The sequence below is a fragment of the Pseudomonas sp. SWRI92 genome, from assembly GCF_014268685.1.
In the GTDB taxonomy this organism is placed as follows: domain Bacteria; phylum Pseudomonadota; class Gammaproteobacteria; order Pseudomonadales; family Pseudomonadaceae; genus Aquipseudomonas; species Aquipseudomonas marvdashtae.
In genome coordinates this window covers 260,026-280,480 of record NZ_JABWQY010000002.1, presented here as the reverse complement: position 1 = coordinate 280,480, position 20,455 = coordinate 260,026, and the positions used below count along the sequence as shown (strand labels likewise).

17 protein-coding genes are annotated in these 20,455 nt (G+C 56.0%); 5 read left to right on the top strand and 12 right to left on the bottom strand.

What is annotated here, in order from left to right:
• Positions 1-4 precede the first annotated feature (4 nt).
• From HU762_RS04580 to HU762_RS04570, 3 genes are read left to right on the top strand one after another with little or no spacing between them, the layout of a single operon-like run.
• Positions 5-1,084 (top strand): COX15/CtaA family protein, encoded by a 1,080-nt coding sequence (locus tag HU762_RS04580; protein ID WP_186633526.1) that lies wholly within the window; start codon positions 5-7, stop codon positions 1,082-1,084.
• Positions 1,072-1,971 (top strand): heme o synthase, encoded by a 900-nt coding sequence (gene cyoE, locus HU762_RS04575; RefSeq protein WP_186633523.1) that lies wholly within the window; start codon positions 1,072-1,074, stop codon positions 1,969-1,971. Before HU762_RS04580 ends, cyoE begins: the two co-directional genes overlap by 13 nt.
• On the top strand, positions 1,968-2,603 hold the full coding sequence (locus HU762_RS04570) for an SCO family protein (RefSeq protein ID WP_186633520.1): 636 nt from the start codon (positions 1,968-1,970) through the stop codon (positions 2,601-2,603). The genes cyoE and HU762_RS04570 overlap by 4 nt, the downstream gene beginning before the upstream one ends.
• A 523-nt stretch (positions 2,604-3,126) precedes the next feature.
• Here the strand turns inward: HU762_RS04570 and HU762_RS04565 are convergent.
• The 4 genes from HU762_RS04565 to HU762_RS04550 form a co-directional block, all read right to left on the bottom strand.
• The gene (locus HU762_RS04565) at positions 3,127-3,939 is read right to left on the bottom strand and encodes an alpha/beta hydrolase (protein ID WP_186633517.1); all 813 of its coding nucleotides are present in this window, start codon (positions 3,937-3,939) and stop codon (positions 3,127-3,129) included.
• 43 nt (positions 3,940-3,982) lie between these two features.
• Positions 3,983-4,873: an alpha/beta hydrolase gene (locus HU762_RS04560; protein ID WP_186633514.1), complete on the bottom strand. Its 891-nt coding sequence runs from the start codon at positions 4,871-4,873 to the stop codon at positions 3,983-3,985.
• Positions 4,874-5,084: 211 nt separating this feature from the next.
• Positions 5,085-6,398 (bottom strand): ATP-binding protein, encoded by a 1,314-nt coding sequence (locus HU762_RS04555; protein ID WP_186633511.1) that lies wholly within the window; start codon positions 6,396-6,398, stop codon positions 5,085-5,087.
• A complete protein-coding gene (locus HU762_RS04550) occupies positions 6,395-7,135 on the bottom strand; it encodes a response regulator (RefSeq protein ID WP_018600898.1) in 741 nt (246 codons plus the stop codon). The genes HU762_RS04555 and HU762_RS04550 overlap by 4 nt, the downstream gene beginning before the upstream one ends.
• Positions 7,136-7,420: 285 nt before the next feature.
• Between HU762_RS04550 and HU762_RS04545 the strand changes: the two genes are divergently transcribed.
• Positions 7,421-7,687: a DUF2790 domain-containing protein gene (locus tag HU762_RS04545; protein ID WP_186633508.1), complete on the top strand. Its 267-nt coding sequence runs from the start codon at positions 7,421-7,423 to the stop codon at positions 7,685-7,687.
• Positions 7,688-7,737: 50 nt separating this feature from the next.
• Here the strand turns inward: HU762_RS04545 and HU762_RS04540 are convergent, their stop codons facing one another.
• The 3 genes from HU762_RS04540 to HU762_RS04530 all read right to left on the bottom strand — a co-directional run bounded on the left by HU762_RS04540 (position 7,738) and on the right by HU762_RS04530 (position 11,500).
• A complete protein-coding gene (locus tag HU762_RS04540) occupies positions 7,738-8,901 on the bottom strand; it encodes an ATP-binding protein (RefSeq protein WP_186633505.1) in 1,164 nt (387 codons plus the stop codon).
• A gap of 308 nt (positions 8,902-9,209) precedes the next feature.
• A complete protein-coding gene (locus HU762_RS04535; RefSeq protein ID WP_186633502.1) occupies positions 9,210-11,195 on the bottom strand; it encodes a M10 family metallopeptidase C-terminal domain-containing protein in 1,986 nt (661 codons plus the stop codon).
• Between the two features lie 62 nt (positions 11,196-11,257).
• Complete coding sequence (locus tag HU762_RS04530; RefSeq protein ID WP_186633499.1) at positions 11,258-11,500, bottom strand: hypothetical protein; 243 nt, start codon at positions 11,498-11,500, stop codon at positions 11,258-11,260.
• Positions 11,501-12,001: 501 nt separating this feature from the next.
• On the opposite strand from HU762_RS04530, the gene HU762_RS04525 reads away from it, so the two are divergent.
• A complete protein-coding gene (locus HU762_RS04525; RefSeq protein WP_186633496.1) occupies positions 12,002-12,364 on the top strand; it encodes a DUF6124 family protein in 363 nt (120 codons plus the stop codon).
• A gap of 91 nt (positions 12,365-12,455) precedes the next feature.
• Here HU762_RS04525 and HU762_RS04520 read toward each other — a convergent pair whose 3' ends face one another.
• The 5 genes from HU762_RS04520 to HU762_RS04495 form a co-directional block, all read right to left on the bottom strand.
• Positions 12,456-13,271, bottom strand: a complete 816-nt coding sequence (locus tag HU762_RS04520; protein ID WP_186633493.1) for a hypothetical protein — start codon at positions 13,269-13,271, stop codon at positions 12,456-12,458.
• Between the two features lie 138 nt (positions 13,272-13,409).
• Positions 13,410-14,159, bottom strand: a complete 750-nt coding sequence (locus HU762_RS04515; RefSeq protein ID WP_186633491.1) for a hypothetical protein — start codon at positions 14,157-14,159, stop codon at positions 13,410-13,412.
• A gap of 111 nt (positions 14,160-14,270) precedes the next feature.
• Positions 14,271-16,688, bottom strand: a complete 2,418-nt coding sequence (locus HU762_RS04510; RefSeq protein WP_186634416.1) for a helicase-related protein — start codon at positions 16,686-16,688, stop codon at positions 14,271-14,273.
• Between the two features lie 437 nt (positions 16,689-17,125).
• Entirely contained in the window at positions 17,126-19,366 is a 2,241-nt protein-coding gene (locus HU762_RS26680; protein WP_238340350.1) for a hypothetical protein, read from the bottom strand.
• Between the two features lie 672 nt (positions 19,367-20,038).
• Complete coding sequence (locus HU762_RS04495; protein WP_186633488.1) at positions 20,039-20,350, bottom strand: tetratricopeptide repeat protein; 312 nt, start codon at positions 20,348-20,350, stop codon at positions 20,039-20,041.
• Positions 20,351-20,455: the final 105 nt, after the last annotated feature.

Below are 20,455 nucleotides of genomic sequence, written 5' to 3'. Positions count from 1 at the left end.
CGACATGGCCAAGCCAGGATTTCGCCTCGCGCTGTTTGCCACGCTGCTGGCATTGATTGTCGTACTGTTGGGCGCCTACACCCGCCTGACTCACGCCGGCCTCGGTTGCCCCGATTGGCCCGGTTGCTACGGTTTCATCAGCGTGCCAAAGGGCGAAGCCCAACTGGCCCATGCCGAACTGCATTTTCCCGATGCTCCGGTGGAAGCCCATAAAGGCTGGAACGAGATGGTCCATCGCTATTTCGCTGGAGCCTTGGGGCTGATGATTACCGCGCTGGCCGCCCGGGCCTGGATGAACCGTCGCCGGCCCGGCCAGCCTTTGAAATTGCCGCTGTTCTTGCTGGCGGTGGTATTCGCCCAAGCGGCGTTCGGCATGTGGACCGTGACGCTCAAGCTTTGGCCGCAAGTGGTCACCGGGCATTTGCTGGGCGGATTCGCGACCTTGAGCCTGCTGTTCCTGTTGACGCTGAGATTGTCTGGCGTATTACCCGCGCTGACCGTGCCCAAGCGCCTGCAACATTGGGCCACCGCCGGACTGCTGTTGGTGATTGGCCAGATTGCCCTGGGCGGCTGGGTCAGTTCCAACTATGCCGCCGTGGCGTGCATCGACTTTCCGACCTGCCACGGCCAATGGATGCCGCCCGCCGATTTCGCCAATGGCTTTCACCTGACCCAGCACATCGGCCCGAATTACCTGGGCGGGCAACTGGACAGCGACGCCCGCACCGCCATCCATGTGACTCATCGCATCGGCGCAGTGCTGGTGACGCTCGTGCTGCTGGGACTGGCCTGGCAGCTGAAAACGGTGGGCATGACCCGACTGGCGGGGCTGGTTCTCACCGCGCTCGCCGCGCAAATCACCTTGGGTATCAGCAACGTCATATTTCACTTGCCGCTGCCGGTGGCCGTGGCGCACAACGCCGGGGGCGCAGCGCTGTTGCTGACCTTGGTGCTGGTCAACTATCACGCCCGGACCAGCCTGGTCCGGGTCAAGCATCAGGTCCCGCTGCGCTGGCGCTTCAACCCGCACAAACACAGCGTCGGGCCCATCACGATTAAAGGAGCGATGCCATGGCAACCTTGACCGGCGAACGCCACAGCCAGGCGATCTGGCGCGATTACCTGGAGCTGACCAAGCCGAAAGTAGTGGTGCTGATGCTGATCACCTCGCTGGTCGGTATGTTCCTCGCCACCCGTGCCGGCGTGCCGTGGACGGTGCTGGTGTTCGGCAACCTGGGGATTGCGCTGTGCGCCGGTGGCGCGGCGGCGGTCAATCATGTGGTGGACCGGCGCATCGACGCGGTGATGGCCCGTACCCACAAGCGACCGCTGGCCGAGGGCCGGGTCTCACCGGCCGCCGCACTGACCTTCGCACTGGCCCTGGCGGTGGCCGGCCAGGCGATGCTGCTGGCATTCACCAACCCGCTGACGGCCTGGCTGACCCTCGCCTCGTTGCTAGGGTATGCGGTGGTCTATACCGGTTTCCTGAAACGGGCGACGCCACAGAACATCGTCATCGGCGGCCTCGCTGGCGCCGCGCCGCCACTGCTGGGCTGGGTCGCGGCCACCGGTCATGTCAGCGCCGAACCGCTGCTGCTGGTGCTGATCATCTTCGCCTGGACCCCGCCGCATTTCTGGGCGCTGGCGATTCATCGCAAAGAGGAATACGCCAAGGCAGATATCCCGATGCTGCCGGTGACCCACGGCGAGCACTACACCAAGATCCACATCCTGCTGTACACCCTGGTGCTGCTGGCGGTGAGCCTGTTGCCATTCGTGATCCAGATGAGCGGGATGCTCTACCTGATTTGTGCCTTGGTGCTGGGTGCCAGGTTCCTGCAATGGGCCGTGGTGCTGTACCGTGGCAGTCGGCCGCACGCGGCGATCAATACGTTCAAGTACTCTATCTGGTACTTGTTCCTGCTGTTCATCGCCCTGCTTGTTGATCACTACCTACTGTTGAGCCTATGACTCGAACCCATAAAACCGTCTTCATCCTTGCGGCCGTGATCGCAGTGATCCTCGGCCTGACCATCAATAAAGTGCTTTCCAGCAAAGGCCAGGGCGACCCGACCGCGCTGATCGACGCCGGCATCATCCTGTTGCCGCAAAGCCGCAACCTGCCGGACGTGAAAATGACCGACCAGGACGGCCAGCCGGTGGCGATGGATGGCTTGAAAGACAAATGGAGCCTGCTGTTCTTCGGCTACACCTTCTGCCCCGACATCTGCCCGACCACCCTCGCCCAACTGCGCCAGATCAAGAGCGAACTGCCGCCAGAGGCTGTGGATAAGTTGCAGATCGTGCTGGTGAGCGTCGACCCGAACCGCGACACCCCCAAGCAGCTCAAACAGTACCTGGGCTATTTCGACCCGCAATTCAAAGGCCTGACCGCTTCATCCGTCGAAGACCTGCAGAAACTGGCGAATGCGGTGAGCATCCCGTTCATTCCGGCGGACACCAGCAAGCCCAACTACACGGTTGATCACAGCGGCAACCTCGCCGTGATTGGCCCGGACGGCACCCAGCGTGGGTTTATTCGCGCGCCGTTGAATAACCAGAAGTTGGTGGCGCAGTTGCCGGAGATGCTGAAACACAAATAAACGATGCAAGACCCGTGGCGAGGGAGCTTGCTCCCGCTCGGCTGCGCAGCAGTCGCAAAACCGGACAATGCGGTTTGCCTGAAAAAACGCAGGGGCCTGCTGCGCAGGCCAGCGGGAGCAAGCTCCCTCGCCACAAAAGCTGCTCTGCGCCAGGTCGCTCTACAGGCCCTGACCCTGCCGATCATTCCCACGCTCCTGCGTGGGAATGTCGCCAGGGACGCTCCGCGTTCCGCTTCTGGAAGGTGACGCAGAGCGTCACGGGATGCATTCCCACGCAGAGCGTGGGAACGATCAAAGGCCAAGTCGCACACATCCAGCCTGGGGTGTGCAGATACTGCATCCCCCCTGTGGAAATACAGTATCCGCAACACCCCGATCCCCGTGGCGAGGGAGCTTGCTCCCGCTCGGCTGCGCAGCAGCCGCAAAACCGGACAATGCGGTTTGCCTGGAGATTTCCCCAACGAAAAAAACCCGACGTCTTGCGCCGGGTTTTTGGTTCTTCTCGAAGGCCCGCTTTAAGTAATCACCCCTTGGAACTGGCCTGAGCCGCTTCAATGATCAGCTCTGCAACTTTCTCCGGATTGGACGTCATCACTACATGGGAGGCGCCCTGGACAGTGACGGTCTTTTTCGAGCCCGCGCGTTCGGCCATGAACTTCAAGGCGGCCTCAGGGATGTTTTTGTCCGCCGAGCCGTAGATGAACCAGGACGGCAGTTTTTTCCAGGCCGGGTCGCCAGACGCTTCCTTCAATGCCGCCTCGCTGATGGGGCGTTGTGTAGCAGCCATCAGGGCGGAGTCCGCCGCTGGAACGTCGGCGGCAAACTGTTGGCCGAACTTGTCCTGCTGGATGTAGAGATCTTTATTGCCATCGTCCAACTGCACCGGAGCGGCCAAGGTCGGGCCGAGGGTGCCGCCAGGGTAGCGACCGGACAGTTCGATGGCGGTTTCACCTTTGTCCGGCGCGAAGGCTGCGACGTAGACCAGTCCCTTGACCTTGGGGTTGTTGTGCACGGCGTTAGTGATCACGGCTCCGCCATAGGAGTGGCCCACCAGGATCACCGGGCCGGCGGTGTGCTCGACGATGTCGGCGACATAATCGGCGTCCTGCTTCACGCCGCGCAGCGGGTTGGCCGCGGCAACGACCGGATAGCCCTGGGTCAGCAACTGAGCGGCAACGCCATTCCAACTGGACGATTCGGCGAAGGCGCCATGCACCAGCACGATGGTGGGCTTGGTGGCGTCAGGTTGCGCGGCGGTTGCGTTTTGAACTGATGTCAGCGCCAGCGCAGCGGTGATGGTGACGGCCAACAGCGATTTGAGATTGAGCATGATCATTCCTTTTTTCATTGATTGGAGGGGTGACGCTGCAGCGATGGGTTCACTTGGCCAGGAAATCCAACAGATCCTGATTGAGGCGGTCTTTGTGGGTGTCGGTCAGGCCGTGCGGCGCACCCGGATAGACGATCAACTCGGCGTTCTGCACCAGTCTGGCGGCGGCATGGGCGGAGGCGTCGATCGGGACGATCTGGTCATCGTCGCCATGCACGATCAGTGTCGGCACATCGAACTTGGCCAAGTCGGCACGGAAGTCTGTCGCCGAGAACGCCGCGATGCAGTCGTAAGTGTTTTTGTGGCCCGCTTGCATGCCCTGCACCCAGAACGAATCGATCAGCCCCTGGGAGACGTTCGCCCCGTCGCGGTTGAAGCCAAAGAACGGGCCGGACGCGATGTCGCGATACAGCTGCGAGCGGTTATCCAGCGAGGCCTTGCGCAGGCCGTCGAACACTTCGATCGGCAGGCCGCCTGGGTAGTCTTCAGTCTTGAGCATCATTGGCGGAACGGCGCTGATCAGTGCGGCCTTCTTCACCCGATCGGTACCGTGGCGGCCGATGTAGCGGGTGATTTCGCCACCGCCAGTCGAGAAACCCACCAGGGTGACGTCGTTAAGATCCAGGGCGTTGATCAACGCGGCCAGGTCGTCGGCGTAGTGATCCATGTCGTTACCTTCCCACGGCTGGCTGGAACGACCATGGCCGCGGCGGTCGTGGGCGATCACTCGATAGCCTTGGTCCGCCAGGAACAGCATCTGTGATTCCCAGCTATCGGAATTCAGCGGCCAGCCATGGCTGAAGGTGACGACTGGCCCATCTTTCGGACCCCAGTCCTTGTAGTAGAGCTGTACGCCGTCCTGGGTGGTGATGTAGCTGCCGGCCTGGGCTTGGGTTTGGGCTTGGTTGCCTGCTTGAGCGAGGGAGGACTGGGTATTCATGGCAAGATCTCCTTAGGTCAGGGCTCGCCATTCGGGGGATCCGATGGCGAGTTGATGGGGAGCATTCTTGCAGCGGCATGTATACCGGAGATGTTCGACACCCGGCCGTTATGCGTTCTTTTGAGTCTGTAGATGCGCTGGATACAGTGGCTTACAAATGCATTCCAATGAGTCGTAAAAAAGGCTGCACCTGACGTGCAGCCAGCGCGGCCTACCGATCGACGCCGAAGTCGAGGGTCACGCAAAGACCGCCGCCGTCGCGGTTGCGCAGGCTCAGTGAACCACCAATCGCGACGGTCAACTGCTGGGCGATGGCCAGGCCCAGGCCGGTGCCGCCAGAGCTGCGGTTGCGTGAGCTTTCCACCCGATAGAACGGCTTGACCACCTCGGCCAGGATCTCCTCAGGAATGCCCGGGCCTCGATCAAGCACGCTGATGGAAACGCCGGTGCTCGCATCGCCGCTGATTTCCACCTCGGCGGTGCCGGCGTACTTCAGCGCGTTATCCACCAGATTCACCAGAACACGCCGCAGCGCATGGGGTCTTGTCTCGATGATCGCACCGTTCTGGCCACGCAGGCTGACCTCCCGACCGGTGTCCTGGTAGTCGCACACCAGGCTTTCCAGAAAAGAATCCAGACTGATGCGGCAACTGGTCTCCGTCGCACCATGGACGCTGCGCGCATAAGCGACGCCCTCACGCACCAAGTGCTCGATCTCGTTCAGGTCGTTGCCCAGTTTGTCTTTCTCGACCGAGTCGTCCATGAACTCGGCGCGCAGCTTCATGCGCGTGATGGGCGTCTGCAAGTCATGGGAAATGGCCGCCAACAACTGCATGCGCTCTTTCAGGTAAGCGGCAATGCGCGCCTGCATGCTGTTGAAGGCGCGGGCGGCGTAGGCCACTTCCCGTGGACCGGTTTCATCCAACTGCACCGGATGGGTGTTCGGGTCGAGGTTCTCGACCGCCTCGGCCAGGCGGCTGAGCGGGCGTATCGCGATCCGCACGGCAAGCCAGGTGCAGCCGATCATCAACAGCAACTGACCGAACAGGGCAAAGGGCAACCAGGGCGACAACGGCCTGACCGAGGGACGCACATCGATGGTGACTGGGCTGCCGTCAGCCAGTCGCACCTGGGCTTGGAAATGCTGGCGTGGGCCCGGGATTTCGACAATGGTCAGGTCATAGTTGCGGCCCAGCGAGACTTGAAGGGATTGCGCCGCCGTCGCCGCGAGGTCGTTCGAAGTGAGTGGAATGCCGGGATCGTGTTCGCGCAGCAAATAGTCATAGTTGCGACGCTGCAGGCGTTTGGTCCATTCCAAGCGCTCGTCGGCAGGCAGGCGATCAAGGATGGCGATGGAGGTCGCCGTGTCGTGCTCGAAATTGCCCAACATCGCCGTCTTGGTACTTTCGTAGCGTTCGTAGTACTGGGCTGCGAACGTCAGGGCCTGGGCCAGTATCAGACCGACCAGGAACACCAGCCACAGCCGCGAGGCCAGCGTGCGAGGCCATTGCAACGCGAGTTTCATGCCTGCTCCTCAAGCATTTCGACCGCAAAGGTAAAGACGTAGCCTTCATTGCGCACCGTCTTCAAGTAGAGCGGTTCGCGGGCGTCATCCAGCAAGCGCTGGCGCACGCGGCTGACCAGCAGATCAATGGAACGGTCGAAAATGTCCGCGTCACGGCCCTGCGTCAGGTTGAGCAACTGGTCACGGCTCAGCACCCGCTGGGGATGATCAAGAAATACCCGCAGCAGCCGGTACTCGGCGCCGCTCAGCGAGACCAGCGTGTCGTCTTCATCGAGCAGATGGCGGGCGGTGGTGTCGAGGCGCCACCGGCCGAACTTGAGCATGCGGCCGCTTTCGCTGACAACAAAGTTGGGCGGCAGCATGCGGGTCCGTCGAAGCACCGCGTTGATGCGCGCCAGCAGCTCCCGGGCCGCGAAGGGTTTGGCCAGATAGTCGTCGGCGCCCATTTCCAGGCCAATGATGCGATCGGTCTCGTCGCTGCGAGCCGTCAGCATCAGCACCGGTGTCGCCTTATGCTTGCCAGCGCGCAGTTCGCGGCACAGCAACAGCCCGTCATCCCCCGGCATCATGATGTCGAGCACGATCAGATCCACCTGATTGGCTTCGAGAAAGGCCCGCATCTGACGGCCATCGGCGACGACGGTGGTGCGCAAACCGTTCTTCACCAAGTAGTTGCCGACCAGCTCCCTGATCTCCCGATCATCATCCACGATCAATACGTGATCGACATGTTCCATGCCCAGCTCTCCGAAATGCGCGCATCTGTTGCGCAGTGTGACGATGCCCGGTTGCCGGTTGGCGACGCACCGTCGTTCAGCTTGTCCAGCCCGAGATCAAGCCAGAACCAAGCAAAAACAGTGGCGATTGTATCGATCTGTATCGCAATTCACCTCAGATACGTACGCATCCAATCACGGCGTTTTTCGACACAGCCGAGATACCTCACGGGCCTTTAATGAGCGCCGTCGAGACAACAAACATCGCCTCGACGAAGCCATCGAACTCATTGAAGGGAAACGACCATGAACCTGAAGACCATCGCTACTGCTTGCCTGATCACCGCTTTGAGCGCCGGCGCATTACCCGCCTTGGCCCAGGATAAAGCGGCCGGCGAAAGCTATTCCTACGGTACCCACCTGGACATCGACAAAGTGATCTCGCTGACGGAAGACAGCAGTCAGAATTGCGGGTTGGTGAATGCGCAAATCACCTACCTTGATTCGATGGGTGAGCGGAAAGCCCTGACGTATCTCAAGCACGCGGCCAGCTGCAACAATGAAGGGAGCTGAGGGGCAGGGGTGTGGCGAGGAAATATTCCCCTCGCCACCCACTGCTGCGTTCATTCCTGGCGACGCATATATTCCGCGAAAAGTGGAACCGTAAAATTGAGGTAACCGTGATCGGTGCTGTAGATCATTCCCTTGGAAATGATGTTGGCCCGAGTCGGTCCCAGTGATGATTGAGGACGTCCCATCGCCTTCGCAATATCAGCGATGGCATAGGGGCCGTCGCCGAGCTCGGACATGGTCTTCACAAACTGCACTTCAGAAGGTGTAAGCCGATCGATGCGGACCCTGAAGAAACCTGCATCAAGAGAAGCTAATGTTTCGGAATAAGAATGTTCGACATCATCAACAGTGATTTCAGGCCCCTCGGCGATGTTCCATGCCGTGGATGCCCACTCTTGAAGAAAGAACGGATAGCCCTGCGTCCGATCGACAATGCTGTCCAGCGCTGCTGCGTCGATAGAAGCCTCCTCCTCCAAGATCGGCTTTTGAACGGCTTGAGTCGCCGACGGTTGATCAAGCGCCCCCACCTCCGGGTAAAGGAAAAGCCGCTCGGCATATGACTTCGCCTCGCCCGCCAGCCGAGCAACTTGCGGAAGACCTGCACCGACCAGCAGAACCGGAAGCCCTTCTTGCGACATGCGATGGATAGAGACAATCAGTGCCGATAGATCGGCTTCGGTGAGGTATTGGACTTCATCAATGAGAAGAATCCAGCCTTTGCCGGCGGCCTGTGCCGCTTCACCTATTACAGTAAAAAGATCTGGAAGATCGTATTGAAGATTCCCGCTGTCCGCGAGTCCAGGCTCCGGCTCAACACCAATCTCAATACCGCCAACATCAATCTTGAAGATTGACGCAAAGCTGCGGAGTCCTTTCAGCCCACGGTTAGCAATTTGCTTGGCAGCCTCAAGGCTGGAAAGCGCACGCATGACTTTTCGCATTTCAGGATAAAGAAGACGTGCAAGGCTTTCACGTTCTGGCGACTCTACCTTGGAGACATAAAGACCTTCCTCCTTCGCAATTCTTCCTATCTCGTTCAACAGGACCGTCTTACCCGTGCCTCTTAAGCCAAGAAGCATGATGGAGCGAGCACTTCGCCCATTGAGGGCTCGTCCACAGGCAACTCTTGCCGCCTCAAGAATTAAGTCGCGCCCCGCCAGTTCAGGGGGCCTGCTTCCAGCGCCGGGCGCAAACGGATTACGGTAGGGATCCATGTCGGCCTCATAAAAATATCAAAATCTACTGAAAGATAGTTAACGCTAGCTTATTTAGCTAGCCCTGGCTATGTATCGCTAGCATCTAGTATGGGATCAAATTTTTTCCAATGTTAGATCCGCCCCTTTTCAGTGGGAAGGGGGCGTGGCTCGTATGGCTAAGAGATTGGCGGGCCCCGTGTGAAACGAGCGTGGATGCGTTTGCAAACCAAGCGGCATTCGGTTTTTTTCGCAAATGGCAGCAGTCGAGCTGTTGCTTCATAGCGCCTTGGACCGCCCGGAAAGCGGCCCAAGGCAAGGAATAATCTTTACGCCAGGGAGTCAGCCACGCCGATCAATTTAAAGACGTCCTCTTCCGGGGGCTCGGCGAAAATGATGTTCAAGTTACGGTAACCGGAGTGGTCCCCTACCAGGCTCAACTCGAATCGAGCCCCGGAGGCGTCGGCTTCGTAGCTCTTTAAGTAAGTCAGGTTCTTGGCTTCATTGAAAACCACGTCCAGCGTGCCGTTGTAACCATTGCCCAGACGGGTAAAGCCCAGGACAGACAAATCGATCGTGTCTTCCCCCACCGTATAGTCGAACAGGCGATCGGTGTGGTTTTCGGTGGCGGTACGGTAGCTGTCGCTCAGGGCATCGAAGCGGAACACATCGTTATTGCCGCCACCCGCCAATAGGTCCCGGCCCGCTCCGCCAACCAATACATCATTACCGAGCGCTCCATAAAGGCGATCGTCGCCCGCGAGCCCTTCGATGATTTCGCCTCGAGCGTTGCCTTGTAAACGATCGGTCTCTTCGGTGCCCATCAACCTGGCTTGCTGGAACAGGAGGTTGGTTTCATTCAGCGCTTGGCCCAAGTTACCGTCGAAGACCACTTCGAAGCGTTCCCCATCGGCATTGGCCTCAAAACTTTTGAGGTAGGTCCGCGTCCCGCTTTCATTGACGCGTATCGCCAGTGTTCCGTCATAGCCATTGCCCAGCCCGAGGAAGCCCAGGGAGGAAAGGTCCAGCGTATCGGTGCTGGGGTCGAAGTCGGTGATTCGGTCGCTATGGGCCGCGGTTGCGGTTCGGTAACTGTCTGCGACTGATTGGTAATGGAACGTATCGGCCCCGGCGGCGCCCGTCAGCAGGTCACGACCTTGCTGGCCATCGAGCAGATCGTTGCCGGCCCCGCCAGAGATCGCATCGTCGAACGAGGCGGTACCGAGCAAGAAGTCATCATCGCGGCCACCGTCGAGGTGGTAATAGCCGTCGTCGGGATTGCCAAAGCTGTGGTCCAGGCTACCGTCGGGGTTCAACTGAACCAAGGCAGCCAAATAGCCGTCCGCGCGGGTACCTTGGCTTCCACCAATCAATAGCCTGCCATCGGCCAGCACGATCATGTCGGCGACTGCGAAAGGAGCGCTTTCCGAGCCCCAGCGTACCTGGCCCTGATCACCGAAATCGGTGTCGAGCGAGCCGTCGGCGTTGAGTCGAATGATGGTCGCCACCCCGCCCAAGGCGCCCGCCAGCAGGATCTTGCCGTCGTCCTGGATGACGAGGGCCTCTGCATGAACATCCAGGGCCAGGCTGCCGCCGTTGGCAAAGCTGCCGTCCAGCGTACCGTCGGGGTTCAGGCGGGTCAGGGTAGCTTGCCCGGTGATCAATACCTTCCCGTCTCCCTGCAGCGAAACGTCGATCGTGCGGCTGGGGTGAATGCCGACGGACGCTGGCAGATGCAGGACCCCAGCCTCTGCAAAAGACGAAACCAAGGCCCCCGTCGCGTCGAAGCGAGCGATATAGATCTCCCCAGAGGGATACGCGGCGCTTGCGAAAAAGCTGCCGTCGCGTTGCACGGAGAACGACGCTTGCTGGCCTAGATCTTCATTCCAGTAGAAAGGCACTGTCGCAGCGCCGCCGTTCCCGAAAGTCGTATCGAGGCTGCCGTCAGCCAAGGTACGACTGACGCCCGACACCCAGGCATCGCCGACTTTCACGTAGCGCGCCACCAGGTAACCCCCTCCCGGCTGCACGGCGCCATTACCGCCGTCCTCGATATCGAGCGCCACCGGGAGCAGGGATTTACCGTCTCCACTGTAATTGCGGTCCAGGCTACCGTCGGCATTGAACCGGACCAGGCTGGCGGTGAAGCCGGAATCTTCTTCGCCTCCCAGTCCCAGGCGACTAAAAGCGCCAAGCCAGATCGCACCGTCCGGATCGACCGTGATACCTGCGATCTTGTCCGAGCCCCATAAGGTCGTGGCGACCATGCCGGTGTTCCGCGCAGCTGAAGCGGCGGGCGAAATGCTCTGGCTCATGTCCATGCCTCCGATAGGTATCTGGGGGAAAAACTATAGACATGGCTTGGTCGGGTTGCCACTCAGCCAACCTCCTCAAACCGCCGCCGCTTCATGAACAACCCCATCCCTATCGCCACGGCAAAAATCGACAGCAACCCCAGGTCAAACCCCAACACGCGGGTCTGACCGGCCAAAACACAGCCAACCGCACCCGCCACCACCAACACCACGCCTAGCCACTTGCGTAGCAGATAGGGTTTGAGGAATCGATCGAGCAGAAAGGACACCACCAAGGCAATGACCAATTGTGTAAGTTCGGACATATACGTCTCCGGTCAGGCCTTGATGATCAGTGTCGAGAGAGTGCGTTGCGGGCCGCATCGCCCGCATCCTTTTAGGGTCGCGATTCTCTGCAAGCGGCGGATTGGATTCAATCATTTCGTATTGCTGGACTGAGCAAAACAACCCACCTGCATCGCCAAAACACTCCTCTCCTACAGCCCCCGCCTACAACGTCCATCTAGCTACGTATCCTTGCGCCTTTGCCTACAACTACGCCAGAATCCGCCGGCTTGTGCGCCTTGTTCCTGGGTTCTATTGTCGTCCTGCCACTGCCCATCAGTGGTCGGGTTTAGTAGCCCGGTTCACATCTCGGTTGTACAAGTCTCATCAGTTCAGGTGTTTGCCTGTTCTCGATGGTGGCTGTGCGCATGGCGCCTTCGGGCGCGCCGGGTTTGATGTGATCACCGGTCTACTAACCTGCGCACAGCCGCCACCCTTTCGTTTAGTAGCGAGATGGTGCGGCCCACATTTGGATCACATCGATGTTCAAAATAACTCCGAATCCACCGGAAACAGGTTCCACCCCACAATCCGCGAAATCCAAAGCCAAGCAGCAAGACGAAACCACCAAACGCGTGCTCGATCACTACTTGCGGCCGAAACCGGATAAATCCAAAGACGACCCCAAACCGGGGCAGCTGTATGCCGTCGTGAAAGGCCTCGATAACGAATGCCTGCTCGCCAACCTCAGTGAGACGCTGGCTTCGGCTGATGCCATGGTGAGTGACCTGGCGTTTGACCTTGAGGGATCGAGGCGTCATGTGGCGCAGGGGATCCAGCAGTTGATTGAGCTGAGTTCGTTGCTGGCGAATCGGGTGCTGGATAACGTGGAGCCTCGGCAGTAGGCAAGGGTTTGCCAATGGAAAAGCCCGGCGTTTGCGCCGGGTTTTGGTTCCGTCATACGGTTAAAAATCAAACACGCCCCTTTTTATTGCTTTAGGTCGTAGCGGTGTCGTTGCTTTCACTGTGCCCAGCGAGCCAACTCTCATAGTTCTTCTCATCAGGCAAAAGTCCCGCCTCGCTCGCCGCCCTCATATCCACAGAGCAGATGCGAATCTCTTCACGGGCTAGCCTCTTATACCTAGACGAGCAACGCTCTCCTTGACTCTTCAAATACTCGCAAGTTTTTAATGCGAAAAAAACGACGTCATCACAGTATAGAAAGATAGCCTTCACGGTGTCGCCGTATTCATTATTCACATTACCATCGACCGGAAGTCCAAAGTACAAATCCTCAAATTTGAAGTCCTTCGGAAAATCCCCATTCTTAATGTTATCCAGAATGCTATTTCGTAGATCAATGGTGGCATTGAGATTATCTATAGCTTCTATTAGCGCCATAATCGCACGGTATGCCTTTCCTGAGGACTGGTCCAATAGCAATTGGTTGAGCGAGGCAACTGGTGAGCTCATTCCCTGCAAACGCATTAGCATGGGTGAGACCTGGAGTATTCCTCTTGGTGCAGGAGCGTTCTTGTACTGCTTCAGTCGCTCAAGGTCTTCATCATAAGAACATTTAAGTGGCGAAATTTGCTGTCGCTTCATTGCAAGAGCCACATTAATAACAGACAACCCAAGCATTACCCCACGATTAGATGATCGTATTTCACGCAGTAATTCGTCTCGAAGTTTATTATTAGCTGCGTTTCGCTGCGCAGCCCATGCACCAAAATATGCGCCAGCGAGAGCCCCCATCAAACTTATAAAAAAAGGAGACTCAAAAAAAACACTCAGAGATACCCAGCTCGGCATTAAGGGGACGCTCTTCCAAAAAACACCAGCTATTGGCTCCCATAATTCCGCCACTTAATCACCCGCCATAATTTCAATACTATTTACTCAATGAAAAACACATCAAGGGAATAAAGGAACATACTTATGTTCTTACATTTAGTCTGCCCTCTTCTCCCCAGCCAACCCAGTTGAGAATCCCTCAACTAGAACGGCAGATGTCATTCGCTCTTTCAAATCGTTTGCAAATTTTCTAATCAACATCACATCCCTTTCAAGCATATCGAACTCAACCATCAAGGTTTCGCCTGTTACGGACGTGCCGTTTCGGTGAACAATGTCATGCCGTCGCTCAATTACGGCCTCCAATGGACCTATGTCGATGCCCCTTCCCGCTTCATCAAACATCAACCCGAAAACATTTTTAACCGTTTTTAGGTTATGAAATACGTCCTTAGAAAGCCCTTCGATAACTAGACCTTTTAAGCCGCCCTCTGACTCGAGCACTTTTCTCCACCCATCCTTTTTGATCGTGCCGCTCGGATCGTATTGCTGGGTTATTCTTATGGAAAAGTTGCTATATTGAGTAGTCAATGCTACAAGCGACTGACTAATGTATGATTCAAATAGCGTAATAGAGTGCGAGTACGCCATACTGTACACCACACGTTTGAAATTATGCTCACTGTTGAGTCTGGCCACATCCATTATGTTCTCTAGCTGGGTTAACAGCAGCGCATAGTAGCCGCAGTGAGGAAAAGACTGGTCGAATTCAAGTGAAGGAGGTATTAGCGTTCCGTGTCCATAAAAAAGTGGAGACGAATTGTCGAACACCAAACCACCGAGCGCGCAAAGCGCTTCATCTCGTTCATTGCAGAGCCCAATCAAGTGATCCTTGATTCTTGACATTCTATAAACTCATATTTAGGTGCATTAATAAGAAAGGGGCTTAGGGTAAAATAAGAACCTTACCGCTTTTCCTAACTAAACTTTCGGCGCCTAGATGCACAGTGTGTGAACTCAGCGCTGCTGCGTCCAGCCTGCCGCAGCCCAATCCAAATTCTCAGGTATCAAATAGCGGTTGCTGGCATCGGCCAGTCGCTGGTTAGCCATCTCTTCTGCAACTTTGAAAAGCAATTTTGAGGCTTCAGTCTCGGGGCACAGTGTGCTGTGCTCGGCAAGGGCCAGCAGCCATTGACTGGCTTTTGCAGGGTTCAGTTTGGCTTTGCCTTCATTAACCTGAATAGCTACAAACTCTTGCCGCATACGTTTCCCTTGGGGGCCCTGCCAGCGCAACATGGCGCCGAGCAGAGCCTCCCCTTCTAATTCTGGTGCTTTGAGCATCGCGCTCAAACCTCCAAAGTCGTATTCACAGGCTTTACCCAGCAGGTACTGCATAAGTTTAGAACTAAGGTCGAGCATGTGCGTGTCGGGCCGGTTTGCAGCCAACAAGCGATCCAAGGTCACATCCATACGTTGCGAGACTTCTGGGGAGAGTCCCATATCGCGCATTACCTGCTCGGACAATCGAATACGCAAAAGCCGATCTTTATGGCTGCGCTCCGCTACCTCTATACCCAATTGCTCGAACATCCCCACCACAAAGCTGTAGAGGTGCTCGGCAGTGATTTCTAACTCGTCGCGTAGCTCATTTGGATTGCTGGTAGCTGCATGGGCAAACAGTTCCCGTTGTTTGACGGCAGCAGTACGGGCCTGCTTTAACGCTTCATCGATACGCTCTCGGGTTCGGTCAATGCCGAGCTTAGTCGCTTGTTGCAAGATGTCTTCTACATCAATCAACTCGGCCAGTTGACCGAGGATTTCGTCTTTCAAACCATCATTGAATTCATGCTGCTGGACCTCGGCGAGGTCAGTCACCACACTGTCGATTCGTTCATACATCAGGTCAACGATATTTTGATCTAGGCTGTCGGTTTGCTGGATGTTGAACACGACAACCTTCTTTTTCTGACCATAGCGATACAGGCGGCCAATTCGCTGTACGAGACGCATGGGGTTCCAAGGTAAGTCGTAGTTCACCATGATGTGGCACTTGCTCTGGAGGTTGATGCCTTCTCCACCAGCCTCAGTTGAGATCAGAAAGCGCCCTTGCTCTTCAAAGCGTTTAATGGCTTCACCTCGTTCAGCATGTTGCATGGAGCCATTGATTAGCTCGACCTGACCGGGGCCATAATGCTTAGCCAAGGCATCCCGCAGATAATTCTGAGTGGTGCGGTATTCGGTAAAAATCAGCACTTTCTCGTTAGGATTAGCTGCGTAAATTTTCCCGATGATTTCGTCAATGAACCGCTTTAGTTTGAGGTCGCTGGCCTTCAGTACAGCGGCCTCTTCAATGAGGTCTTTCAGCAATTGGATTTCACCGGCGAAGAACTCACGTGCATCGCTGGTGAACTGCTCTTCCCACTCACCGAGGTAGCGCTCATCGCTGGGCTCGTCTGTGGAAGTACCATTTGCTTGATCGTCGAGTAAGCGCTGAAGACGATTACACAGGGCTCGATGAATGGCTGCTGCGCTGGAGGCCGCTAGCTTTCGATAAACCGTCATGACGAATCCAATGGTGTTTCCTGTACGGCCTAACGACTCGCCCGCGGCATAGCCCTTGCGCAGATAGTTCTGAAGCGTCTTATCGAACTCGACGGACTCGAGGCTGCTGGGCACCTTCAAAGCCTTGGTGATCTTGCCTTGGAAGATGAAGTTTCCTTCTGCGTCGGTTACGTCGGCTTTATGGTTTCGAAATACCATGTCGTGCAGAATTTCAGGCTTCAAGTTGAGTGCCATCAGTTCGGTACGGCGCTCAGGACGCAGTAGCTCTAGCAGTGCCACGAACTTGTCTTGCATGCCCTGGTGAGGAGTCGCGCTCAGCAGCAACATGTGCTTGGTTTGGCTGCGTAACCTCTTCGCTAAATCATAACGCTCAGAGCTTTCTAGTTTTTGTCCATACTGGCGGCGGCTGAGTCGGTGTCCTTCGTCAAAAATCACCAGATCCCAAGGCTCTGCCTGCAGCAAGCTTTCCAAGTGGTTTTCTTGCTTAAGCCGATCCATGGACCCGATGACACAGTCGTGCATCTTCCATTGCCGGGGTTCATTGATGAAAAAGTCTTCGCCATAGATCTCGAAGTCTTCGATCTTGAACTTGTGAAAAAGCTCTTCCTGCCATTGCTTGGTCAGCCCAGCGGGCGTGATTAGTAGGATACGTTTGACTAAGTCTCGTTGCCGCAGGGCATGCAGCAGCATGCCGGTCTCGATGGTCTTACCCAAACCTACATCGTCCGCAATCAACCAGTTGAAGTTACCGGAGGCGAGGATATGGTGCACTAAGTGGATCTGGTGAGGCAGTGGCTCAATTTCCAGATGGGAAAGGGCACCAGTGTTTTCATTCCAAACTTTTATGGCGTGGGCAAGCATACGCAGCCGCATACGCTCGGCATCGTGTGCTTCACCTTTGCTGGCAGTGACAAACCGATGTTTAACACCTTTCACCTGACGCAGATATTGATAAGGCAGCCAATGGCGCTCACCGCGTTCAGGAAAATCGACCAGTACTTGCTCGCTGCCTGCCAAAGTACGCTGCTGCATGATGATGCCGTGCCCCAGCGAGCGAACTCCACTACCAGGGGTTTCGTCGACCACGTCCATGCCATTTTGAAAGCCTGAGCGCACGGCAGATGCGTCGACATACGACAACATCCTCTCAGGACTGAACCAGTGAACCTGAAGCTGATTCTCGGCCTCTCTGGCAATGGCCATTTTGACGATGCCCCGACGTTCATTCTGGCCACCGGGTAATATTTGTCTGACCCAGCAGCCTGAAACGTGGGTAAATTTGAAAGGCTTCATAGACTAATCCCTTATCCTTACGGCTCAATGCTTGCCGAAGACTGGTCGGCGTTTTGTAACTGTAAGGCAGATGCGAGCGGCGCTGCTGCCCATTGAGGCGGTGCTTTATCTGCATCGTTGTTAATGCTCTCTTCCTCGGCCTCAATGTTGCTAGGTATCTCCGCGACACTAGCCTCTTTATTTGAGCGCTTTTCGGCATTAAGCGAAGGCGTTTCTTCAATTGGTGGCTTATCACTGAAGTAGCAACCGGGCTCCTGTGGGTGCTTGGTTTGAAATACGCCATAGGCCCTAAGGATCTCTGTTTTTTCAAACTCCAGTGTGTCGCACAGCCCCAGGTCGCTGTATTCCTCAGCAGGGAGTTCATGAGGATCACAGAAATCAAAGGGCTGGTTAGCAGGCAAGCAGCCTTCCAAATTGGCAAACCTGAACCACAGATATCGGGCAAACGCTTTAAATGCGCGACGAAGAGTGGAGTTCTCGTACCACGATGTAAAAAGACTTACGAGGAAGACTTCGATTTCTTCAACCTGTGGCAGAGATTCAAAGGAGCGGACAATCAGCAAGGCTGTTGGCCAGGACAGCACGTAGTGGGTCAGGCGACTGCTACCGGTTTTATCAAATGAGATCCAGTAAATATCATTTTCAGACCAGATCACTTTGAGATGGGCAGCTAGGATTAATTCGTCAGGGATGAGCCCTTTTTCGATTTCTCTCTCAAGGGCCAACCGGGTCTGCGCCCAACCGCTCATAACGAAAATCTGTTGGATCAGAGGCAGCGTACTGAGCGGCCAATTGGCCTTTCCAATTAATTCAGCGGCTTTTTGAAGTGCGCGTTCTTCGCGGGAAAGTTTGTCAGCAGGCCCATCGTCGGACTCGTTAGCCTGCGCCTCGTCGCCATCAAAGACTTCATCTGGGTCAAAAGCGTAAGCCGCATAATCGTCTTCAAGAGCACGAAAATCGTCTACGACACTATGAATATCTTCGTGCTCAGCCTCAGGTTCGAAGATCGATAGTCCCTGCAGATCATGATCGAAGTCGAAGTGGAAGTGATCTTCCTGATCTTCAAGCCCAAAGGTTGGCAGGGGGAAAGTAGGAGAGTTTAGCTCTAGGTCGGTGAGCGGGAGGTATTCGACATCCTTATCCTCATCGTCATCTTCATCGTTGTCACAAGATATTTCGTCGTGAGCTTGTGAGGTGAAAGCAGGAACCTCCATCCCTGACAATGTCGCTGGCCGCAATCGAAACTCATCAGAATCCAGTAGGTCTGGGTCGCTCAAATCTGTTGGTTGAAAAGAAATTATTGAACGCCCCGATTTGTTGAGTACCTTAACTTTGGCTAACCCTTCTTCAGGCTCCGTCTCCTTCCGTGGTTGAGCGAGCTTGAGAATGGTTTTTTTTGAGGCGGACTGGGTGTTCTCGTCTCCTGCCGCATGCTCATCAGAATAATGGTCTGTGGCAGCAGGAGCCGTATCAGAGGCATCATCGACCTCAGATTCATCTAGGATTTCCGTAGCTTGGGATTGCACCGATTCTGATTGTTCCACCCACCAGCCGTCAGTTTTCAACGAGGGATATTGAGAAGCCGCATGCTGAATGAAGGTAAACGAATCATCGGCTGTCTCGGCCAACGCCTTATTTGTCGGAGCTGCTGGGTTTCCTAGCGGTGTCAGATACTCAGCTGAATCATTGAGAAATTTTAGATCAATATCCGTTGGCAGATCGTCTGTCAGTTCTTCAGGCTCAATCTCAACAAAAGCCTGATGTTGGCGTCTGAGGACGAGAGCACGCTGCATGACCTTAGCCCCTTCTATGGGGCGGCTTTGCAATATGTACACACGGCTTAGCAGATTTAGGAATTCAGGCTCTTCAAACGTATCATTAGCTTCTAGGAGGAGCGACTCGGCAGCCTGCAACTTGCCAGACGCGACGAGGTCGTTTATATCTTTGATGAGCTGTTCTTTGCCGCGTAGCTTGCTCTTAATCGAGAGCATTTGCGGTGCGCGATGTTTTTTGAAGTGGAGAATCCGCTCAAGCCTGCGCTGGATATCATCCGCTGACTGGTGACTTTTCAAGAATTCGGTAAGAAGCGCTCTGGCGGTGGCCTGCTGCCCTTGCGTAATCAGAAGCGAAATGGCTTGAAGTAATCCTTCGAAGGAGTGCCCTTTAAGGCACGTACGAATCTTCGCCTCCAGCTCTTTGGGATCCGAAACGGCGTAGCTCCACAGTTCGTCTAATAGCGCTTTCCAGTCCAGTTCCATACCTACTCCGTGGCGACCCAGCCTAGCCCTGTGCAAAATCGCGGCGCGGTAAGGCCAGCACCGCACGTAGGTATAAGGCCTGTTCTTCCCCAACAGTAACCGGACCGACCGTGTGGGTAAAGGCACTCAGCCATCAAAACGTTAATTTGTTTCCACACGGCGACCGCTTGCTCGTTGTCGGATTCGGATTACATCAATGCCTCTGGGAAAAGGAGACGGAAAGCGAGAAGGTCTATCTAACGGGCCGAATGACTGCTCCTTGGCCGATTGTGTTGAAAAAGTCGGCTTTTCCGAAACACTCGAATATTGATGGACGAAAACACCTCAGTTGCACGCGGCTACGTGAAACCCGAGTCCTGAACTGTCTGCCAAAAATTCAGATTTCAATCTCAGGCGCGTACTTTTCTCGCCCGGAATTCGAAGCCGACTTTTTCAACAGAATCGGCCGAAAGCAGACATTTATTAAGAAAAGTCATTGTTAATCATTGATATATCAGACAGACCGCTCTAACTGTTTGGGGCCGCTACGCAGCCCAGCGGGGATGGATCCCCTCGCCACAGGGGTTTTGTGTGTTGACTGTTTGGCGGGCTGGTATTGAGAACGCGGTGGGCTTTTTGTGGGTGCTTCGCACTCAAGCGGGAGCAAGCTCCCACGCCACAGGTGCGTGGCGTTCAGGAATGGCGATCCAGCTTTTTCAGGAACACAGTCATTTCTTTTTCGGCCTGCTTATCGCCATGTCCCCGGGCCGCTTCCAAACCTTGTTCCCAGGCTTGGCGGGCCGCCGCAGCATCGCCCTGGCCCTGATGAGCCTTGCCCAGCAGTTTCCACGCCGCCGAATACTTGGGGTCGAATTCGACGCAGCGTTGGAGGTGTTCGGCGGCGCGGGGGAAGTCGCCTAGGTCGAGGTAGCCTTTGCCCAGGCCGAAGCGCAGCAGGGAGTTGTCCACACCCTTGGCGAGCATTTTTTCCAGGGAGTCGAGCATGGGGCGTCCTTATCGGTTGTGTCAGTGATTGACCGGTTGAGATCGTTCCCACGCTCTGCGTGGGAATGCCTCTACGGACGCTCTGCGTTCGGCTCTTGAGGGAAC